The organism is Janthinobacterium sp. GW821-FHT03C08 (assembly GCF_059420905.1).
Window position 1 is genome coordinate 214,968 of record NZ_JBWKUP010000008.1, and the last position, 19,051, is coordinate 234,018.

17 protein-coding genes are annotated in these 19,051 nt (G+C 66.6%); 4 read left to right on the forward strand and 13 right to left on the reverse strand.

Annotation, left to right across the window (positions count from 1 at the left end; all coding sequences use genetic code 11):
* Positions 1-178: 178 nt before the first annotated feature.
* The 7 genes from AC07VL_RS13495 to AC07VL_RS13525 all read right to left on the reverse strand — a co-directional run bounded on the left by AC07VL_RS13495 (position 179) and on the right by AC07VL_RS13525 (position 7,322).
* Entirely contained in the window at positions 179-997 is an 819-nt protein-coding gene (locus tag AC07VL_RS13495) for a helix-turn-helix domain-containing protein (RefSeq protein WP_494806319.1), read from the reverse strand.
* An 18-nt stretch (positions 998-1,015) separates the two neighbouring features.
* A complete protein-coding gene (gene msrA / locus AC07VL_RS13500; protein WP_494806320.1) occupies positions 1,016-1,525 on the reverse strand; it encodes a peptide-methionine (S)-S-oxide reductase MsrA in 510 nt (169 codons plus the stop codon).
* A gap of 66 nt (positions 1,526-1,591) precedes the next feature.
* The gene (locus tag AC07VL_RS13505; RefSeq protein WP_494806321.1) at positions 1,592-2,935 is read right to left on the reverse strand and encodes an MBL fold metallo-hydrolase; all 1,344 of its coding nucleotides are present in this window, start codon (positions 2,933-2,935) and stop codon (positions 1,592-1,594) included.
* Between the two features lie 111 nt (positions 2,936-3,046).
* Positions 3,047-4,021 (reverse strand): porphobilinogen synthase, encoded by a 975-nt coding sequence (gene hemB, locus AC07VL_RS13510; protein ID WP_494806322.1) that lies wholly within the window; start codon positions 4,019-4,021, stop codon positions 3,047-3,049.
* 89 nt (positions 4,022-4,110) lie between these two features.
* Positions 4,111-5,055 (reverse strand): VirK/YbjX family protein, encoded by a 945-nt coding sequence (locus tag AC07VL_RS13515; RefSeq protein WP_494806323.1) that lies wholly within the window; start codon positions 5,053-5,055, stop codon positions 4,111-4,113.
* Positions 5,056-5,290: 235 nt separating this feature from the next.
* Complete coding sequence (locus AC07VL_RS13520; protein WP_494806420.1) at positions 5,291-6,643, reverse strand: sensor histidine kinase; 1,353 nt, start codon at positions 6,641-6,643, stop codon at positions 5,291-5,293.
* Positions 6,636-7,322 carry a winged helix-turn-helix domain-containing protein gene (locus AC07VL_RS13525; RefSeq protein WP_494806324.1) on the reverse strand — a complete coding sequence of 229 codons (687 nt, stop codon included), beginning with the start codon at positions 7,320-7,322 and terminating at the stop codon, positions 6,636-6,638. Before AC07VL_RS13525 ends, AC07VL_RS13520 begins: the two co-directional genes overlap by 8 nt.
* A 359-nt stretch (positions 7,323-7,681) precedes the next feature.
* Between AC07VL_RS13525 and AC07VL_RS13530 the strand changes: the two genes are divergently transcribed.
* The 4 genes from AC07VL_RS13530 (at position 7,682) to AC07VL_RS13545 (ending at position 11,777) form a co-directional block, all read left to right on the forward strand.
* Positions 7,682-8,458 (forward strand): DUF481 domain-containing protein, encoded by a 777-nt coding sequence (locus tag AC07VL_RS13530; RefSeq protein WP_494806325.1) that lies wholly within the window; start codon positions 7,682-7,684, stop codon positions 8,456-8,458.
* A 1-nt stretch (position 8,459) separates the two neighbouring features.
* Positions 8,460-10,337, forward strand: a complete 1,878-nt coding sequence (locus AC07VL_RS13535; protein WP_494806326.1) for an esterase/lipase family protein — start codon at positions 8,460-8,462, stop codon at positions 10,335-10,337.
* 108 nt (positions 10,338-10,445) lie between these two features.
* Complete coding sequence (locus AC07VL_RS13540; protein WP_494806327.1) at positions 10,446-11,090, forward strand: hypothetical protein; 645 nt, start codon at positions 10,446-10,448, stop codon at positions 11,088-11,090.
* 6 nt (positions 11,091-11,096) lie between these two features.
* A complete protein-coding gene (locus AC07VL_RS13545) occupies positions 11,097-11,777 on the forward strand; it encodes an RES family NAD+ phosphorylase (protein ID WP_494806328.1) in 681 nt (226 codons plus the stop codon).
* 11 nt (positions 11,778-11,788) lie between these two features.
* Here the strand turns inward: AC07VL_RS13545 and AC07VL_RS13550 are convergent, their stop codons facing one another.
* From AC07VL_RS13550 to AC07VL_RS13575, 6 genes are all read right to left on the reverse strand, one after another.
* On the reverse strand, positions 11,789-12,784 hold the full coding sequence (locus tag AC07VL_RS13550; protein WP_494806329.1) for an HD domain-containing phosphohydrolase: 996 nt from the start codon (positions 12,782-12,784) through the stop codon (positions 11,789-11,791).
* A 13-nt stretch (positions 12,785-12,797) separates the two neighbouring features.
* Entirely contained in the window at positions 12,798-16,508 is a 3,711-nt protein-coding gene (locus AC07VL_RS13555) for a PAS domain S-box protein (protein ID WP_494806330.1), read from the reverse strand.
* A gap of 397 nt (positions 16,509-16,905) precedes the next feature.
* Positions 16,906-17,334 carry a GNAT family N-acetyltransferase gene (locus AC07VL_RS13560; protein ID WP_494806331.1) on the reverse strand — a complete coding sequence of 143 codons (429 nt, stop codon included), beginning with the start codon at positions 17,332-17,334 and terminating at the stop codon, positions 16,906-16,908.
* Positions 17,335-17,826 (reverse strand): nuclear transport factor 2 family protein, encoded by a 492-nt coding sequence (locus AC07VL_RS13565; RefSeq protein WP_494806332.1) that lies wholly within the window; start codon positions 17,824-17,826, stop codon positions 17,335-17,337.
* Positions 17,827-17,886: 60 nt separating this feature from the next.
* Entirely contained in the window at positions 17,887-18,540 is a 654-nt protein-coding gene (locus AC07VL_RS13570; RefSeq protein ID WP_494806333.1) for a hypothetical protein, read from the reverse strand.
* On the reverse strand, positions 18,537-18,905 hold the full coding sequence (locus tag AC07VL_RS13575; protein WP_494806334.1) for a hypothetical protein: 369 nt from the start codon (positions 18,903-18,905) through the stop codon (positions 18,537-18,539). The genes AC07VL_RS13570 and AC07VL_RS13575 overlap by 4 nt, the downstream gene beginning before the upstream one ends.
* Between the last annotated feature and the right edge of the window lie 146 nt (positions 18,906-19,051).

A 19,051-nucleotide genomic window follows, 5' to 3' on the forward strand; every position in this document is an offset into this window, starting at 1 on the left:
AACAGAGATCGCGGGGTGCGACAGGCACTGGCTGTCAGCCTTGCCGATGGCCCTCATGCTTCAGCGCATCAACACTCTGCAGACAGCATAGTCCGCATTTTTATAGCAATATGCTCACATTATTGCCTTGAATTCCAGCAATTTTATGCAGGACCCCGTATTCGGGATTTGCTAGCACTCAAGGCGCTTGCGGCCCTAGACATAGCGCAAACAATTGGCGCTGGCTGGAAATGCCCAGACGCTTGTACGCGCGTTTCTGGTAGGTGACGACGCTGGATGGCTGCACGCCCATGCTCTCGGCGATCTCCACGGCCGTGAGGCCTTCGAGCACGCCGCGCAACACGTCGAGCTCACGCTTGCTCAGTTGCGGGCCATGCTGGCGCAAGCGGGCCAGCATCATGGGCGAGACGCCCTGCGCGGGCTGGCCGTTCAGGCGGTAGTGGTGTTGCGCCGCGTACGCAAACAGCGGCGACAGGGTTTCGAGGGCGGCGATTTCGCCGGGCTGGAACTGGCCCTGGCCGCTGTCCCGGTAGAAGTTGACGCACAGCCAGATATCGCTGGCCGGCTGCACCAGCAGGGACAGGCGGTCCGACACGTTCGGCCTCTGGTAGCAGACGGCGCGGTAGCCGGGATGGCGGATCTCGTCGCCCGCCTGCTGGTGCAGCACGATGGCGGGATCTGGCTTCGGCTGGCGCGCGGGCGCGATGATGCTCTGGTTGCCGTCGAGCGCATAGTAATGGCGGGCATAGCTGTCCGCGATATCCTGCAGGAAACGCCCGCCGCGCCGGTCGGCCACGGCCACCGTGCGGGGACGGTTGCCGAATTCATACGCAAAGATCGTGCACTGAGCGATGGAGGCGGCCGTGCTGGCCGTTTTCAGGATGGCGCCCGCCATGGCGTTCACGTCCGCATGGCCGATGGCCGACACCAGGTCCAGGGCGCGCCCCAGGTCCAGCTGCCCGTCGGCCTGCCGCCGTTCTACCCGCCAGTAGCGCATGGCCGTCTCCCGTGCCCCTTAGTGCTGACCTTGCGGCAAGACCCAGTCCGGGCGGATGTAGTGGCAGGTGTAGCCATGCGGCAACCTCTGCAGATAATCCTGGTGCTCCGGCTCCGCTTCCCAGAACGGGCCGGCGGGCGCCACTTGCGTCACCACCTTGCCGGGCCACAGGCCGGACGCGTCGACGTCGCGGATGGTGTCTTCGGCCACCCGTTTCTGCGCGTCGCTCGTATAGAAGATGGCCGAGCGGTAGCTCGTGCCGCGGTCGTTGCCCTGGCGGTTTTCCGTACTGGGGTCGTGGATCTGGAAGAAGAACTCCAGGATCTTGCGGTAGCTGATGACCTTCGGGTCGAAGATGATCTCGATCGCTTCCGCATGCGTGCCGTGGTTGCGATAGGTGGCGTTGGCCACGTCGCCGCCGCTGTAGCCCACGCGCGTGGCCAGCACGCCAGGATAGCGGCGCAGCAGGTCCTGCACGCCCCAGAAGCAGCCGCCGGCCAGGATCGCGGTGTCGTTGTCTTGTGTCATGTTGATCATTCCTTGATCTGAGATACTGGTATTAATCGTTCATCTTACCCTGTCGCGCGATTTTCTTCAGCGGGCCAGCAAGCGCTTGAGCTGCGCCGCCTGGTAGGCGCCGATGGCATCGTTGAACAGGCAGCGGATCAGCGGGTCGTCGACGATGTCGGCGTCCATGCGTTCGTCCCGCGTGGCCGCGTCGAGCGGACCGTCGTTGATGCGCATGTACATCGACGTCAGCGATTCACCGAGCGCCAGCGCCGCATGGCATTTCACCAGCGGCACGTCGGTGGTCCAGCCTGGCGCCTCGCCCGTGTCGGGCACGAGGTTGATCACGTCGCCGTGCGTGCGGTAATGCAGCACGGTGGCGGCGCCGTCGTGGCCATACAGCGACAAGCGCCACAGGCGCGGCGCCTGGAAGTAGCTGTCCTCGGGCAGCTCCATGTCGCGGTAGCGCTCCAGCAGGCCGTGGCGGCAGAAATCGAGCACCAGCGCCGCATCATGGGTACTCAAGGGCGCGAAACGGCGGGCGATGGCGGCCGTGGCGGGCGGCGGCGCGTCGGGACGGTAGTCGAAATCCACGTCCTGCGGCCCCACGGGGAGCACCCAGGGCAGGGATTCGGCGCGGCTCACTCCGTGGGCGTCGAGCAGCACGGACGTCGACGGGTCAAGGCGGAAGATGTGCGCGTCCGGCAGCGCCGCGCCGATCTCTTCGGCAAAGCGGCGGTAGGTGATGGGGAACATCGCGTGGTTGTACCAGGACCAGTCTTCCTGCACGAACTGGCAGGAGCTGGGCACGAGGTAGCGGGGTGCGAGCGCGCGCAGCTGCGGCACCCAGTCATCCGGCAATTCCACCGGGCCGCGCGCCGCCTGCGACGGCGCGATGACGGCGATCTCGCGCATGGTCTGGAACGGCCACAGGACCATGTCCCACGGCGCGAAGGCGGCCAGCTGCGCCAGGGTCTCGGGGCCGATCCAGGAATCGACGACGTTGAGCACGTTCAAGCCCCCTGCCCGCACCTGGAACAGCGAATCGACGTCGTCGTCCAGCGCGCGGCGCGGGATCACCTCGATGGCGCCCACCCGCACGGGCACGTCGACGTGCAGCCGCTGCACGTGGGTAAACCCCAGCGCGCGCAGCATGGCGAACAGTTCGTCGAAGACGCAGTACAGGTAGATGGGCGTGGCGCGGTCGAGCGCATCGAGGCTGTCGAGCGAGCAGTGGTCGTCGTGGAAGTGCGAGATGAAGACGGCATCCCAGCGCAGCCGGCGCACGGCATCGAGATCGAAGCGCACGGAGGGAAACGCGTGGCAGTTGCGGCTGAACGGATTTTCGACGACGGGGTCGAAGGCGATGGCCGTGCCTTCGCATTCGAAGACATAGCCGGCGTGCAGGATGCGGGAGATTTTCAGGGGCATGGGGAGCTAAATAAACCAACGGCGTGAATGCCGGGGTCAGACGGGGACGCCGAGTCCCGGCGGGTCTGACCCCGGAATTTGCTTTCGGGGTGAGAAAAACGCCGGGAATGCTTAATACGGATTATTCAGCACATCCATCGCAAAATACGTGAAGATCATGTCGGCGCCCGCGCGCTTGATGGCGCCCAGGGTTTCCTGGACCACGCGGCGCTCGTCGATGGCGCCCGCCTGGGCGGCGAACTTGATCATCGCGTATTCGCCGCTGACCTGGTAGGCGCCGATCGGCAGGCGCGTCGCTTCGCGCAGGTCGCGGATGATGTCCAGGTAGGCCCCGGCCGGCTTGACCATCAGCGCGTCGGCGCCTTCGGCTTCGTCGATCAAGGACTCGCGCACCGCTTCGCGGCGGTTCATCGGGTCCATCTGGTAGGTCTTGCGGTCGCCCTTCAGGGTGCTGCCGGCCGCGTCGCGGAACGGGCCGTACAGGCCGGAGGCGAATTTGGTGGAATACGCCATCACGGGCGTGTCCTGGAAACCGGCCGCGTCCAGCGCGCTGCGGATGGCCGCCACCTGGCCATCCATGGCGGCCGACGGGGCGATGATGTCGGCGCCCGCCTGGGCCGCAATGACGGCCTGCTTGCCCAGGTTGAGCACCGTGCTGTCATTGTCCACCGTGTCGCCATGCAGGATGCCGCAATGGCCATGGTCCGTGTATTCGCAGAAGCAGGTGTCGGACATGACCACCATTTCCGGCACGGCGTCCTTGATGATGCGCGACATGCGCGCCACCAGGCCGTCCGGGTTCAGGGTATCGCTGCCATGGCCATCCTTGTGGTGCGAAATGCCGAAGGTCATGACGGAGCGCAGTCCGGCGCGCGCGTAGCGCTCGATTTCCTGCGCCAGCTTCGCTTCCGGAATGCGGCGCACGCCGGGCATGGAGGTGATGTCGATGAAGTCGCTGGCGCCTTCGTCGACGAAGATCGGCAGGACCAGGTCGCGCGGATTGATCTCGGTCTCGCGGAACAGCTCGCGCAGTTGCGGGGTCGCGCGCAGGCGGCGCATGCGCGAAGTGGGGAATTGTGCTGGCATGGGGTGACTGGCTTCAGGTTGAGAACGCCGGTCAGTATACGCCCATCACGCCGATTGCGTGGGGCCGCCTGGCAAAAAAGCCGCGCAGGTCAAGAAACACTGGCGCACAGCGGCGCCGGCTGGCCGCTGGGGGCAGGCGCCGGCTCGTTCAGCAGGGCGGACAGCTGCCAGCGCATGTCGGCCGCCAGCTGCACCAGCATGGCGCCGCGGCGGCGCGCATCGGCGCGCTTCTTCGACGCCACCTGCTCCAGGTCCGGCATCTGGCACGGGCCGCACGGCAGGCGGTAATTGCCATCGCTGGACGGCAGCGCGTGCAGCTCCTGCCACGCCTGGTCGTAGTCGCAGCTGATGTGGCGGCGCCGGCGCCAGTTCAGCGCGATGCGGTTGGCGTTGCTGACCAGGCTCAAATGGTCGCAGCCGAAAAAATCGCCCAGGTCGCGCAAGGCCGCCACCATCAGGTTCTTCGGCCGGCAGCCGTGCAGCGCGCGGGTGGCCTCCTTCACCGCCTGCGCGCCGGCCGGGGAGCGCAAGCCCTGCAGTGCGCCCAGCGCGATGGCGGCGCCGCCAGGCTGGGGACGGAACAGGAAGCTGGCCAGGTACAGCGGCGCGCCGTCGCGCGTCAGGCGCAGGCACAGGTCGCCCTCGCGGTGGCTGTCGTGGATGGCCGTCAGCTGCAGGCGGTATGTGGCGCCATCCTTGCCTTCGATGGCAGCCAGCACCAGCGCGCGGCGCGCCACGTACTCCACCAGGGGACGCGCGCCCGCCTGCCACAGGAAACGGTAATGCCCGCACAGCAGGTCCACGCGCGCCGCACAGCCGAGCTGGCGGTTCGCGTAGGGACGGTAGATCTTGTAGCGCAGGCTGGGGTGGGCTTGCGCCAGCGCCGCCAGGCCCGGAGTGTCGGCCAGGAAGGCTTGCCAGCGCGCGCGCTGCACGGGAAACACGAGCGCGCCGATGGCGGCCTTGAGGCGGTGGCCATGCTGGCGCGCCGCTGGCACGGCGGCCAGCTCTCCGGTGACGGTAAAAGTATGCATGCGAACGGCTCTACGATGGGTCTGTACGAACGGGGCGCGGCCGCAGCCGCACGCAGGCCGGGACAGGCGGCTGCACGCAGGCACCCGCGCGACACCGGATAGTGCGGATGATAGGGGGAGGTGAAAATGAAGGGGGTTACAAGTTGGTAATGTGCGGATATGCCACGCCGGCCGGGCGTTCCGCCGCCTTCGCGGCCGGGAGCGGCGGCACGCTCGCTCCGGCGGCAGACGGGTCCTAGCCCAGCAGCCGCAGCCGCAGCCGCAAGCCCGGCGCCGCGTCCTCGATTTCCAGGCTGCCGCCATGCAGGGCGGCGATGGCCGCCACGATGGACAGGCCCAGGCCATTGCCGGGCAGGTGGCGGCTCTTGTCGAGGCGATAAAAGCGCTGTGTCAGCTTCGGCAGCTCCTCCGGCGGCACGCCGGGACCGTTGTCGCGCACGGCCAGCCAGCTGCCTTCGCCGTCGCAGCCGGCCGACACTTCCACCGTGGCGCCCGGCCCCGCATACTTGATGGCATTGTCCACCAGGCTGGCCAGGGCGCTGCCCAGCAGGTTGCGGTCGCCCCGCGCCGGCACGCCGTCGCCGTACATCTGCACCAGCAGCACGCCCTGCTCGTCGGCCGTCGCTTCGTACATTTCCACGATGTCGGCACCGATGCGCTGCAGATCGATGTCGCTGAAATTCTCGGGACGCATGCCCGATTCGGCCGCCGCAATCTGCAGCAGCTTGTCGAACACGCGCGTCAGGTCGTCGATATCGTCGATGGCCGCCTGCGCCGCGCCTTCATAGGCCGCCACGGTCTGCTGCTGGCGCAAGGCGCCGTCGAGCTTGTTGCGGATGCGCCCCAGCGGCGTGCGCAGGTCGTGCGCGATGGCGTTCGACACATGGCGCACGCCTTCCATCAGGTGCTCGATGCGGTCGAGCATGCGGTTGATGTCGCGGCTGAGCAGGCCAAATTCATCCTCGCTGGAGACGGGAATGCGTCGGCTCAGGTCGCCCGCCTCGATTTCCCCCGCCGTCCGCCTGATCTGGCCGATGCGCGCCTCGATCTGGCGGCGGAACAGCCAGGCGCCCGCCACTGCCAGCAGCACGGCGGCGCTGCCGCCAAAGGCCAGCGAACGCAGCACCAGGGAGCGGATCGACTCGCCCTCCTCCATGTCGCGCCCGACGAACAGGCGCGCGCCGCCGTCGAGGTCCCGGATCAGCAGGCGCGCGGGCACCCTGCGGCCTTCGCGCGTGACGTCGCGGTGCAGCAGCTCGCCCACGGGACTGGCCGCGTCGGGCCAGGTGGACAGGTTGCCGGCCACGCGCCGGCCGTCGGCGTCCACGAGCAAGAAGATCTCCGTGTCGCTGTCCGTGCGGTCCGTCAGCAAATGGGCGATTTCCGCCGCCGTGCGCGTGCCGTCGCCCGGCTGGTACAGGGCCGCCAGGCGCTCGGACAGCAGCACCAGCTTGCGGTCCACGCTGCGATCGAGCACGCCGATAGTGCCGAAATAGAAGACGCCGCACACGACGGCGATCGACAGCGCCACCAGCATGCCATAGCCGAGCGCCAGACGCGCCGCGATCGAGCGGTGCAGGTTACGCACCGTCAAGCACGCCCAGGGTATAGCCGACGCCGCGCACCGTGTGGATCAGCGGCGGCGAAAACTCCTTGTCCACCTTGGTGCGCAAACGGCTCACCTGCACGTCGATGACGTTGGTCTGCGGGTCGAAATGGTAGTCCCACACGGCTTCGAGCAGCATGGCGCGCGTGACGGACTGGCCCTGGTGGCGCATCAGGTACTCCAGCAGGCGAAATTCGCGCGGCTGCAGGGCGATCTGGCGGTTGGCGCGCGTCACGCGCATGGTGCGCATGTCGAGCACCAGGTCGGCCACCTGCAGCTGCGTCGATTCGGGCACGGGCGCGGCGCGGCGCAGCAGCGCCTCGATGCGCGCCAGCAGTTCGGCGATGGCGAACGGCTTCGACAGATAGTCATCGCCGCCGCTGCGCAGGCCGCGCACGCGCTCATCGACGCTGGACAGGGCCGACAGCACCAGCACGGGCGTGTTGCGGCCCATGCCGCGCAGGCGGGCGACGATGGCCAGGCCATCGATTTCGCCCGGCAGCAGGCGGTCGAGCACCAGCGCATCCCAGTCCTCGCCGCAGGCCAGGCGCATGCCGTCGACGCCATTGTCGCAGGCGGTCACGTCGTGGCCCGCCTCGCGCAGGCCGGCACAGATATAGCGGGAAGTTTCGGCTTCGTCTTCGATGACCAGGCAGCGCACGGGGATTCCTTGTAATGATCGGGTAATAAATATGCGCAGCATACGCCAGGCGCGCGCCACTTGCCAGCCCTGTTGCGCGCCAGTGCCGGCGGCGGGGCCGGCGTGCGAGCGCTTTGCAGCGCCGTCACCCATGCATGGCAGGATTGCAATCTTTTCATCAATACAGCGGCATTCGGGCGCGCCGGCGCGTGCGGCGAACGATGGCAGGGTCGGGTACAATACAGCCTCGACAATGCATGGACGCGCCCGCGCGCACGTTTTACAGCGCCTTCCGGATCGCCGCAGCCTGCACCGATACCACCGCCACTAACGAACAGCCGGCACGCCGCCACGCGCGCGCCACAGACAAGCACACAGCCATGAAATCGACCCACTCTCTCGCACTGGCGCTGGCCCTGGCCATCACCTGCGGCGGCGCCGCCGCCAAAGACACCAAGCAAAGCCTGCTGTTCGATGAAATCCCCATCGGCAGCTGGAGCACCTCCGCCGAACTGGGCGCCATCACCACCTCGGGCAACACGGTCGGCACCTCCGTCACGGGCAAGATCGACGCGCGCCAGGAGCTCGACGACTGGAGCAACCAGTACATCTTCAGCGGCTACTTCAAGGAAGATGAAACGACGAACGATGAGGGACAAAAGATCCGCGAACGCTCGGCGGAACGCTTTTCCGCCTCCGCCAAGGCCGCCTACAAGCTGATGTCCGACAATGAAAAGCTGTTCGTGCTGGCCTCGCACGTGAACGACAAGTTCGGCGCCTATACCAAGTACTCGACCCTGGCCGTCGGTCACGGCTCGCGCTGGTACCAGTCCAGCGACAAGAGCGTCGACGTGGAAGTCGGTCCTGGCTACTTCAGCGGCACCAACGACACGGGCGAATCGGAGCACGGCCTGACGGTGCGCGGCGCGGCCGCCATGAAATGGAAGATCAGCCAGTCAGCGATGTTTACGCAGACGGTCAGCGTCGAGCGGGGCACCTCGAACACCCACTCCATCGCCGAGACGGCCCTCAGCACGAAGATCAACGGCACCATGCAGATGAAGGCCGCCTTCAGCGCCCGCAACGACACGCGCGTACCGGACGACAAGAAGAACACGGATACGCAAACGTCGCTGACCCTGGTCTACTCGTTCTGACATGCCGGCCACGCTGATGCGGCGCCTGCGCCTGGGCGCCCTGCTGTGCGCTGCGGCGCTGCTGGGCGGCTGCGCCGCCGTCACCGTCAGCGCCATCTCCCCGGCCGACTACCTGCAGCAGCGGCGCGGCGACATCCTCACCACGGGCAAGCTGAGTGCTGCGGCCAGCGAAGTGCTGCGCATCATCGGCAGCGACATCGGCGCCTGCGAAGCCAATACGGGCAGCTGCCGCGCCGACCTGGCCCGCTCCGAGCTGCTCAGCGACGAGCAGCGCCTCGCCACCCTGTCCGAGCTGTGGCTGGAAAGCGCCCTGGCGGAGGAAAAACAGGGCGGCCACGCCAGCGCCGAGTTGCTGGCCGCCTGGCTCGAATCGGCCCGCTACGCGTATGCCTACCTGTTCTACACGACGCGCACGCCGGGCCAGCGCGCCTTCGAGGAGCGCCAGACGCAGATCCGCGACTACTACAACTACGCCGTGCAGAAAGCCGTCGGCAACCTGTTCCGCCACCGCGGCGAATACCGCCCGGACGGCCATGTCATCCGCGTCGCCGGCTGGCAGATCGATAGCGAACTGTCGGCCCTGCGCCTGCCCGAGGACGGCACCCTGCCCGAGGAACTGCTGCCGGCCACTTCGCTGACCTTCTCCGGCCTGCGCAATGTGTACCGGCGCGACGGCTTCGGCGCCGACCTGGTGGCCGTCATGCCCAAGCCGCCCCGCGCCAGTGACGCGGCGTTCCAGGAAACCCGCTTCCCCGTCGTCACGGCGCTGATCCGCTTCGATGGCAACAGCCTGCAGGAAGTGCTGGCCACGCAGCAGCTGATGGTCATGCTGGTCGACCCGTATCGCAGCGAATCGACGCGCATGGCGGGCCAGGAATTGCCCGTGGCGGCCAATTTCACGGCCGGCTACGGCCTGTGGCTGGCCCGCTCCGGCTTCGGCGTGCAGGCGCTGCGCACCCTGTTCGGCCGCGCCGACGGCATCTCGCGCCCGCAGGTGCACCTGATGCAGCCCTACGACCCGGCAAAGCGCACCATCGTCATGCTGCACGGCCTGGCCAGCAGCCCGGAAGCGTGGATCAACGTGGCCAATGAACTGATGGGCGACGAGCAGCTGCGCCGACGCTACCAGATCTGGCAGGTGTACTACCCCAGCAACGCGCCGCTGGCGGCGAATAACGCGGCCATCCGCAAGGCGCTGACCGCCACGCTGGCGCATTTCGACCCGTCGGCCAAGGCGCCCGCCGCCAACGACATGGTGCTGATCGGCCACAGCATGGGCGGCGTGCTGGCGCGCCTGATGGTGTCCGATGCCAGCAATACCCTGCTCGACGCCATCACGGAAGAATATAATTTAAAAGGCAAGAAGGCGGAAAAAGTGCGCGCCGGACTGGCGCCCTACCTCAATTTCACGGCCATGCCGCAGGTGAACCGCGCCATCTTCATCGCCGCACCGCACCGCGGCACCTCGTTCGCCAACCACAAGGTGGCGCGCTGGATCGCCAACCTCGTCACTTTGCCCATCACCATGCTCGACCAGCTATCCGACGCGGCCGGCAGCCTGGCGCAGCTCGACACGGGCAGCAGCGAACCGCTACGCATCCCCAACAGTATCGATAACCTCAGCGACAAGGACCCCTTCGTGCGCCTGGTGGCCGACCTGCCCATCAACCCGAAGGTGCGCTACCACTCCATCATGGGCAACGACACGCCGGACCTGCCGCTGGCGGACTCCAGCGACGGCGTGGTGCCCTACGCCAGCGCCCACCTCGACGGCGCGCTGTCGGAAAAAGTCATCCCGTCCTGGCACAGCGTGCAGGAAAGCCCGCAGGCGATCCTGGAAATACGGCGGATCTTGCGATTGCCGGACAGCTTGCCCTGATATACAGCGCTGCCTGATGTAGAAAAGATGCGCTTTTCGCTTGATAAAGTTGCGAAACATGATAATCTTGTATGTAGGACGCCTGGCGCATATACCCGAGGAGCGAACATGACAGCGCATCTGCATCACGACACTCTGGCGCCCGAGCGCCGGGAATGGACCGACAACGACCTGCGGGTAGTGGAACAATTCTCGCAATTGGTGAGCGCACAACTCGACATAGTGGCGCAAGGTCCCGAGCGCGAGCGCCTGATCGACTTGGCCACGCGCGCACTCGATGCGGCGCGCGCTTCGCTGCTCGCCACGCCGCCGTCGATCCTGCTGCAACTTCCCGTGTCAAAACTCAAGGTATCCGATGTCATTGGGCAAGGATGGGTGGAACTGTCGCAGGCGTCGCTGTATCGCGCCGTGGAAAGCCAGCGGTTCTATTGCGTGACACCCAAGGGGCGCAGTATCGGCAAGGAGTTTCCAGCCTGGCAATTTGTCCAGCCCGTGCCGGAACTGATCGCGCCCGTGCTGGCCATGCTGGCCGGCCAGCCCAGTAGTGACATCCATGCCTTCTGGGTCAGCAGCGCAGACGAACTCAACGAACTGTCGCCGGCAGAGATGCTTGCAGGCAAATCGTTCGAAACGCGGGCCGAAGTGCATCCCAGTCAGCAAACACTGCTGAATTTGCCCGCCAGCGAGAGATTGCGCAAGGTGCTGGCGGCGGCGAAGTGGCAGCATAGGGGCATGGCCGACATCGTAGGCTAGCCCCGCATGACGCTACAACTGAAAGAGACGCCCATCCCGCCAAAAATGACCGCGCGCCTGCCGGCGCTGGGATCGCTGCGCGCTGAATTATTGAGTCATATCATCACCCATCCAGCAGGCCAGGCCCTGGTCCGCGCCGCATGGAACGCAGCGTCCATCTGGCCTGTCAAGGTCGAACGCACGTATCGCTTCGGCCCGCCAGCCGAACTGGCAGATGCGGCCGGCTTCCCCTATCACTGGGCGTATCTTGCAGACGACGCCTATACGGCTGCCTGGGAAGCCCAGCTTTGCCAGAACGACGTGACGCGTCCGGGCACCTTTTATATTGCGCATGGTGCGGAACTGGCCCTGATCGCCACGCTGTCGTTCAGCCCCCCGCTGCAATTGCTCGACCTGACAGGGCTGTCCGCCAGCCGCCTGGGCATCTACGATCAATTGCGCAGTCCCGATCACGGCTGGTGCCAATGGCTGGGCTGGCAGCTGGACCAGATCATTGCGCAGGAGGCAGGCGCGATTCATGGCTTCCTGTATCCATCGCGCCGTCAGCCCGGCAAACTTGCCTATGCCATTTCATCGCGCCACATGGCAACCTTGGGCCAAGCCATGGCGTGCTCACAGCTGACATTCGGCGACAGCCCTGCGTATGCGCAGTTGCTGGCCGACCGCCTGCGCGTGGCCCCGCCCTGAGCTGATACGCCCTACGCCGGCTCGCGCCACTTCTCCTTGATCTCCAACATGGCCGGCAGCTGTTCGATGAACAAGGCCAGCAAGGCCGGGTCGAAGTGCGTGCCGCTGTCGCGCTGCATGGCGGCGATGGCCTCGTCGACCGTCCAGGCGCGCTTGTACGGACGTTCGCTGGTGAGCGCGTCGAAGACATCGGCGATGGCGACGATGCGGCCCTCATGCGGGATTTCCTCGCCCTGCAAGCCCTGCGGATAGCCGCTGCCATCCCATTTCTCGTGGTGCGTCAAGGCGATGGTGCGCGCCATCTTCAGCAGCCCGCTGGCGTGCTCGCCGATGATGGCGGCGCCGATTTCCGCGTGGCTGCGCATGACCTGCCATTCGTCCGCATCGAGCTTGCCCGGTTTTTGCAGGATGGCGTCGGGGATGCCGATCTTGCCCACGTCGTGCATGGGCGCCGCGTTGAGCAGGTCTTCCGCCCTCGCCGCGCTGTAGCCTGCCGCCAGCGCCAGCTGGCGCGCGTAATAGCTCATGCGGATGACGTGCATGCCCGTCTCGTTGTCCTTGTATTCGGCTGCCTGGCCCAGGGTCTGGATCACCTGCAGGCGCGAACGGCGCAATTCCTCGGCGTCCACCAGCGACAGGTGCGTGCGCACGCGGGCGCGCACGATGGGCGGGCTGACCGGTTTCGTGATGTAGTCGACGGCGCCCGCCTCAAAACCGTCCGCCTCGTCCTTCACGTCGCACAGGGCGGTGACGAAAATGACGGGAATGGGGGCCGTGGCCGGCATGGCCTTGAGCTGGCGGCACACTTCGTAGCCCGTCATGGCGGGCATCATGATGTCGAGCAGGATCAGTTCGACGGCATTGTTCTGCGCCAGTTCCAGCGCCTTTTCGCCATCCTTGGCATACAGCAGGCGGTAGTCGTCCTGCAGGATCTGGCGCAGCACCTGCAGGTTGGTCGCTTCATCGTCGACCAGCAGCAGGATCGGTTTGTCTTCGTGTAAGGTCATGTCTCGTTCCAGGTCAGGATAGTGCGGCAGGCGCCGGCGCCTCCAGCCAGTCCAGCAGCTGCCGCAGCACGGCCACGGCGCGTGCGAATTCAAAGTCGTCGATGGCGCCGGCCAGCGCCTGCAGGCGCTGCTGCTGGCCATGCGGCGCCAGCATGGCGGCGATCTGCGCCATCAGGGCGTCGTCCAGCTCGCCCCCTTCCAGGCTGGCGATGGCTTGCCGCAGCAAGGCGCCGGCGGCGGCGGCATCGAGGGACGCGCCGGCGAGCGCCTCGCCCGCCGGCAGCAACGGTGCCCCGACGTCCGCCTCTAGCTCGACGGCCAGCGCCATGAAGGCGGCGGCCAGCTGCACCAGCAGTTCGGTAGCCGGCAACTGGCGCGCGATGGCCTGTTCGATGCGGCCCAGCAGGCTTTCCACCTGCACCAGGCACAGATTGCCCGCCGCGCCCTTGATACGGTGCAGCAAATGGCCGGCCACGCTGCCGTCGCCCCGTTCCAGTTCCGCCGCCAGCATGGCCGCGCAATCGCCGTTGGCCTGCACGAAGCGCGCGATGGCGCGCTGCAGCGTCTCGCTCCCGCCCCACAGGGCGATGCCGCGCTGCCAGTCGACCTGGCCGGATCCCGCCCGCGCCGCCGCGCCGGACGCCGGCGGCGGCATGGTCACGGCGATATCGAGCAGGCGGGCGATTTCCGCCGTCAGCTTGTGCATTTCCAGCGGCTTCGAGGCGAAGCCATTCATGCCCGCCGTCTGCGCGGCGCGCCGGTCCTGTTCCAGCACGCTGGCCGTCAGGGCGATGATGGGCGTGGCCTTCAGGCCCTGTTCGCGCTCGTGCACGCGGATCAGGCGCGCCGCTTCCAGGCCATCCATGCGCGGCATCTGCACGTCCATCAGGACGATGTCGAAGCTGCCCTTCCTGAACTCGCGCACGGCGCTCTCGCCGTCGCCGGCGGCGATCACCTGGTGGCCGGCGGCGCCCAGGCTGATCAGGAGCAGCTCCACGTTCTGCGGCACGTCGTCGGCGGCCAGGATGCGCAGCGGCGGCAGAGCCACCACCGGCTGCTCGCTGCGGCGCAAGACGGCCTTGCCAGGCGCCAGCGGCAGCAGCACGTGGAACACGCTGCCCACGCCCAGCGTGCTTTCCACGGTGATGGTGCCTTTCATCAGCTCGACCAGCTGCAGCGAAATCGTCGTGCCCAGGCCCGTGCCGCCAAAGCGGCGGCTCATCGAGGAATCGGCTTGCGTGAATGGCGCAAAGATCTTGTCCAGGCGGTCGGCCGGGATGCCGATGCCCGTGTCGTGCACGGCGATATGGACTTGATCTCCCTGCATGTCGACGGCGACGCGCACATGGCCCACTTCCGTGAACTTGACGGCATTGCCGATCAGGTTCGTCAGCACCTGCTGCACCCGGCGCGCGTCGCCGAGGAAGAACTGGCCCATGCCGGGGTCGATGTCGACGTGCAGCACCAGCTCGCGCGCCTGCGCCGTGATGCGCAGGGAGGCGGCCACGTGGTCGACCAGGTCAGGCAACGAAAAGTCCACCAGTTCCAGCTCGGTGGCGCCCTTTTCCAGCTTGGCCGTGTCGAGGATGTCGTTGAGCAGGTCCAGCAGCGAGCGGGCCGACTGGCGCACCGTGCCCAGGTGGCGGCGCTGCAGGCTGTCCAGGGCCGTCCCCAACAGCACTTCCGTGAAGCCGATGATGGCGTTCATCGGCGTGCGGATTTCATGGCTCATGTTGGCCAGGAAGCTGGTCTTCGACTCGGCGGCCAGTTCGGCGCGGTCTTTCGCCGCGCGCAGGTTTTCCTGCATGGCGCGCCGCTCGCTCACGTCGGTGGCCAGCTTGACCACCTTGAACGGCTTGCCGTCCGTGTCGAAGATCGGGTTGTACGAAGCCTGTATCCACATTTCCTTGCCATCCTTGCCGATGCGCTTGTACTCGCCCGTGTTGAATTCGCCGCCCGCCAGGTGCTGCCAGAATGCGATGTAGTCGGGCGAGGTCACGTGGGCAGGTTCGCAGAAGATGCTATGGTGCAGGCCCAGCACGTCCTCCAGCTGGTAGCCGACCAGGTCGAGGAAATTCTGGTTGGCCGCCAGGATGCGCCCCTGCAGGTCGAATTCGGCGACGGCCGTCGCGCGCGAGATGGCCGTCACCTTGCCTTCGTACTCCGCGTTGCGCAATTCGCTTTCCGTGATGTCGAGGATGACGCCGTCGATCCAGCGCACCACGCCGTCGTTGTCCAGCACGGGGCCGCTGCTTTCGCGCACCCAGCGCTCGCGCCCGTCGCGGTGGATCATGCGGTAGACGTTCTCGAAGTCGCGCTTTTCGCCGGCCGCCTGCACGCAGGTGTCGTTGACGCGCTGGCGGTCGTCCGGGTGCACCAGGTCGAAGACGTGCACGCGGCCTTCGATGAAGTCCTGCGGCATCCAGCCCGTCAGGTTGAAGACGGCGTCGCTGATGAAGATCATCTTCCACTCGGGCGCGAAGCTGCAATGGAAGGAAACGCCGGGAATATTGCGGATCAGGGTGCGGTACTGGCGCTCGCTGTCCTTCAGCGCCTGTTCCATGCTACGCGAGGAGCGCATGTCCGTGACGAACGCCACGAACAGGGGCTGGCCCGGCGTGTCGATCTTGCCGATGGCCACGCGCATGGGCAGCACGGCACCGTCCTTGTGGCAGCCATCGAGTTCACGGCCGGTGTCGAGGATGCGCGAAGTACCCGTTTCCAGGTAGTCGCGCAGGTAGCCGAGGTACTGGGCCGCGTCGGCCGGCTGCAGCAGCACGCTGGCGTCGCGTCCCACGATATCGGCCTCGTGCCAGCCGAACAGCGCCTCGGCGGCCGGATTGAAGGAGCGCACCTGGCCCTGGCCATCGATGGTGATCAGGCCGTCGGCGGCCGTGTCGACGATAGCGCGCAGGCGCGATTCGCTGGCATTGGCATGGCGCAGCAGCTGGCGGTAGCGCAGCAAGCCATTCGCGGCGGCGACAAACACCGTCAGGGTGACGGTGATCAGGGCCACGGCCAGGGCCACGAAGGAGGCCTGCACGGTAATCGTGTTCTCGCCCGCCGTGGGGGTGCCGGAAAAGCGCGCCGCCAGCATGCCCGTGTAATGCATGCCGGAGATGGCCAGGCCCATGACGACGCTGCTGGCCAGCAAGGACGCCAGGGGACTCAGGCGCTGGCGCATGGCGCTCAGGCCGAAGCGTATCCACAACGCCAGCATGGCCATGGTGACGGCCACCACCAGCGACAGGGCGAACAGCCAGGGCTGGTAATGCAGGGTCAGCGACGTCTGCATGGCGGCCATGCCGCTGTAATGCATGGAGCCGATGCCCACGCCGACGAGCACGCCGCCCACCACAAGCTGGCGCCAGCTGATGCGCGGACGGGCCAGCAGATGCAGCGCCACCCACGAAGCGGCCATGCCGGGCAGCATGGACAGCAGGGTCAGGCCGGGTTCGAAGGAAACGCGCGTGCAGATGTCGAAGGCCAGCATGCCGATGAAGTGCATCGACCAGATGCCGCCGCCCAGCGCGATGGCGCCCGTGATGATGGCCGTCTGGCGCTGGAAGCCGCGCTCGCTGCTGCGCGCCATGCCGGCAATCTGCAGGGCCATGAACGAAGCAAAGATGGCAATGCCGATGGAAAACAGCACCAGCCAGACATTGTGCGTGCCATAGATATACGGCAGCGTATTGTCGGAGACGTCAAAAATGGAGCTAAACATATGATCGTGGCATAAGGTGAGTGAAACGTAAGGTCGCAAACCATGACGGCGCACCGCGCGCCGGCGCCAGGCTTTTACTAAAGCGGCAACACAGCGGAATTGACAACGGTAACGATCGACCAGGGCAAGGCTCGGTCATCACGCCCGCGCCTGCCGCGCGGGGGAAAGGTGCTTTTTACAGGAAGAAAAAGCGGAATGCGTACGAACTCTGGTGCGGATAGCTGGCCGCCAGCGTGACGATGATTTTTTTAAGAGCCATGAGTATAGTTGCTTTGCGAAAATATTCATAGGACTTCAGCAATACAATTGCCAGGAAGTACATTTTATGCGGTCATGCCGCGACACTTGCCCATAACGCGCCTGGCACGCCGCCGTCATGCCGGTGCGCACACCGCCATCATCTCGCCATCCGCGTCGATGCCCGCCTCCACAAAGCCGGCGGATGCATACAGTTGCCGGGCCACGAGGTTGTCCGGCGCGTAATACAAAACGCCACCCGGGCCGCGCCGCGCGCGCGCATCTCGCCTTGCAGCAGGGCCAGCGCGCGGCGGCCGTGGCCCCTTCCCTGCTCGCCGGCAGCGATCATCAGGCGGTACAGCACGTGGGTATCCTGGCGGCCGGCCTGACCCGCTTCCGCATACAGGGCAAAGCCGACCAGCACGTCGCCGGCATAGATGGCGCGCGCATGCATGTGCGCATGCCCGGCCGCCAGTTCCAGCGACTCGGCATTGCCGGCGATGAAACGCTGCTGCGCTTCGTGCGGGGCCAGCGCGCGCACCGCGTCGACGTTGTGCGCATCGACAGCGCGCAGCGACACGGCGCGCATTTACTGCGACTGCGTGGCGCGGTGGCCGTAACTGAGCACGCGCGTCATTTGCCAGCCTGCCGGGCCCTGCTTCCAGATGATGGTGAAATCGGCCAGGCCGTCGCAGCTACCCGTATCGAACTGGCAAAAGCGGTGCGAGCCCTGTTCGATGGCGCCGAAGTCCTTGATGGGGTAGACGCGCTGGGAACCCGCGATGATTTCGCGGCGGAATTTACCGCACACATGTTTTTGCGTATTGGCCAGCATGGCGTCGCGGTTCCACGTCACGCCGCCCTGGTCGTGATAAAACTCCACGTCGGGGGCAAAGAACGCCGCATGCTGCTGCAAACGGCCCGCTTCTGCACAATGATTGAAGGCGTCGAAGGCCTCGGCATCGAGCGCCATGATGGTCGCCTCCAGCGTGGGAGCTGCGGCAACGGCGGGCAGGGAAAAGGCGGCGCAGGCAAGCAAGGCGCAAGCGTGCGGAAAGCAGGGGCGAAAGAAACTAGTCACGGCAGATTCCTTGTCACCGGCGCTCACGTGGCCGGCGTGCCTGCATCATAGCAGAGTCAATCAGGCCTGCAGCCACCGGGCGCGGATGGCGGCGCTCGGCTGGCAGGGCGGGCCGGCAGTGACCTTGACGGGGATACCGGCCAGTGTACAGCGGCGGCACAGTTCCTCCTTGATGGGCAGCAAAGACCAGCGCTGCGGCACGGGCAAGTCCAGGCCCACGGTACGGATCAGGGGGAAATCCGCACGCGTCGTATGCAGCAACAGGTCGATGCGCGCCAGTGGCGGCGAACCCCGGTAGACGGAAGACGGCCCCGCGTGGCTGATCAGTTCGACCCGCTGCAGTTGCGCCAGGTCCAGCTGCACGGTCTTGTCCCAGCCCGGCAGGCGCCGCGCCTGGCGCCGCAGTTGCAGGCCCGCGTCGTTGAGTTCCATATGGAAGAGCAGATTGCGCCCCGGGAACACGACCAGGCCGACGACCCAGGCCGCCAGCGCCAATGGCCCCAGCAGCACGGCATCGCCCGCATACGGCACGTCGCGCCAGACGGCTTGCGCGATAAAAGCGAGGATCAGCACGCAGCCGCCCAGCAGCACGCAGCGCCACGGCACGGCGCGCGCGTTGGCCGCCAGCGCCGCCTGGACCGCCGCATCCTCGGCGGGCGCAAAGCAGATCCATTCCGCCCGCGCCCGCAGGGGTAGCGCCGGCAAGCGCTTCAAGCGACGGGTGCCAGCATGCGGCGGAACCACGCCAGTTGCTCGCGCGTCAGGTAGTTGGCGCCATCGCCATGCAGCAGGACGATTTCGATCTCGGCAGGAATGGAGGCGAGCAGCTGCGCCCCCGTCACGGGAATGCTGGGGAAGGCGATGCCGGCCAGGAAGGCCGGATCTTCCGCCACCGTCACGCACTGGCGCTCGGGGTTCGGCGACGGCACGAGGAACAGGTCGATCTGTTCGCCTTGCCCGCCGATGACGACGTGCAGCTGCGCGGCCAGCAGTTCAGGCAGGATCAGCTCGATATTGTTGTGCGAGCGCGATTGCTGGAACGCGTTTTTCAAGGGCGTGAGGACGGGGATGGCGGACATGGGACGCATGGCGAAGTGGGAACGGCGGCAGTGTAGCAGAGGCGCCGCCAGGGGCGCGCTCCGTTTCGCCACGCCGCCCCGCCCTTGGCACCTGGCGGTGCGGCAAGACTGGCACGCGGCGCGGTGCGCCTTCGTAGCCGGGCCGC

Excerpts from the sequence above, each read along its gene's own strand:
- AC07VL_RS13495 (WP_494806319.1), bottom strand. The coding sequence starts at position 997 with ATGCGCTACTGGCGGGTAGAACGGCGGCAGGCCGACGGGCAGCTGGAC.
- msrA (WP_494806320.1), bottom strand. The coding sequence starts at position 1,525 with ATGACACAAGACAACGACACCGCGATCCTGGCCGGCGGCTGCTTCTGG.
- AC07VL_RS13505 (WP_494806321.1), bottom strand. The coding sequence starts at position 2,935 with ATGCCCCTGAAAATCTCCCGCATCCTGCACGCCGGCTATGTCTTCGAA.
- hemB (WP_494806322.1), bottom strand. The coding sequence starts at position 4,021 with ATGCCAGCACAATTCCCCACTTCGCGCATGCGCCGCCTGCGCGCGACC.
- AC07VL_RS13515 (WP_494806323.1), bottom strand. The coding sequence starts at position 5,055 with ATGCATACTTTTACCGTCACCGGAGAGCTGGCCGCCGTGCCAGCGGCG.
- AC07VL_RS13530 (WP_494806325.1), top strand. The coding sequence starts at position 7,682 with ATGAAATCGACCCACTCTCTCGCACTGGCGCTGGCCCTGGCCATCACC.
- AC07VL_RS13535 (WP_494806326.1), top strand. The coding sequence starts at position 8,460 with ATGCCGGCCACGCTGATGCGGCGCCTGCGCCTGGGCGCCCTGCTGTGC.
- AC07VL_RS13540 (WP_494806327.1), top strand. The coding sequence starts at position 10,446 with ATGACAGCGCATCTGCATCACGACACTCTGGCGCCCGAGCGCCGGGAA.
- AC07VL_RS13545 (WP_494806328.1), top strand. The coding sequence starts at position 11,097 with ATGACGCTACAACTGAAAGAGACGCCCATCCCGCCAAAAATGACCGCG.
- AC07VL_RS13550 (WP_494806329.1), bottom strand. The coding sequence starts at position 12,784 with ATGACCTTACACGAAGACAAACCGATCCTGCTGCTGGTCGACGATGAA.
- AC07VL_RS13555 (WP_494806330.1), bottom strand. The coding sequence starts at position 16,508 with ATGTTTAGCTCCATTTTTGACGTCTCCGACAATACGCTGCCGTATATC.
- AC07VL_RS13560 (WP_494806331.1), bottom strand. The coding sequence starts at position 17,334 with ATGCGCGCCGTGTCGCTGCGCGCTGTCGATGCGCACAACGTCGACGCG.
- AC07VL_RS13575 (WP_494806334.1), bottom strand. The coding sequence starts at position 18,905 with ATGTCCGCCATCCCCGTCCTCACGCCCTTGAAAAACGCGTTCCAGCAA.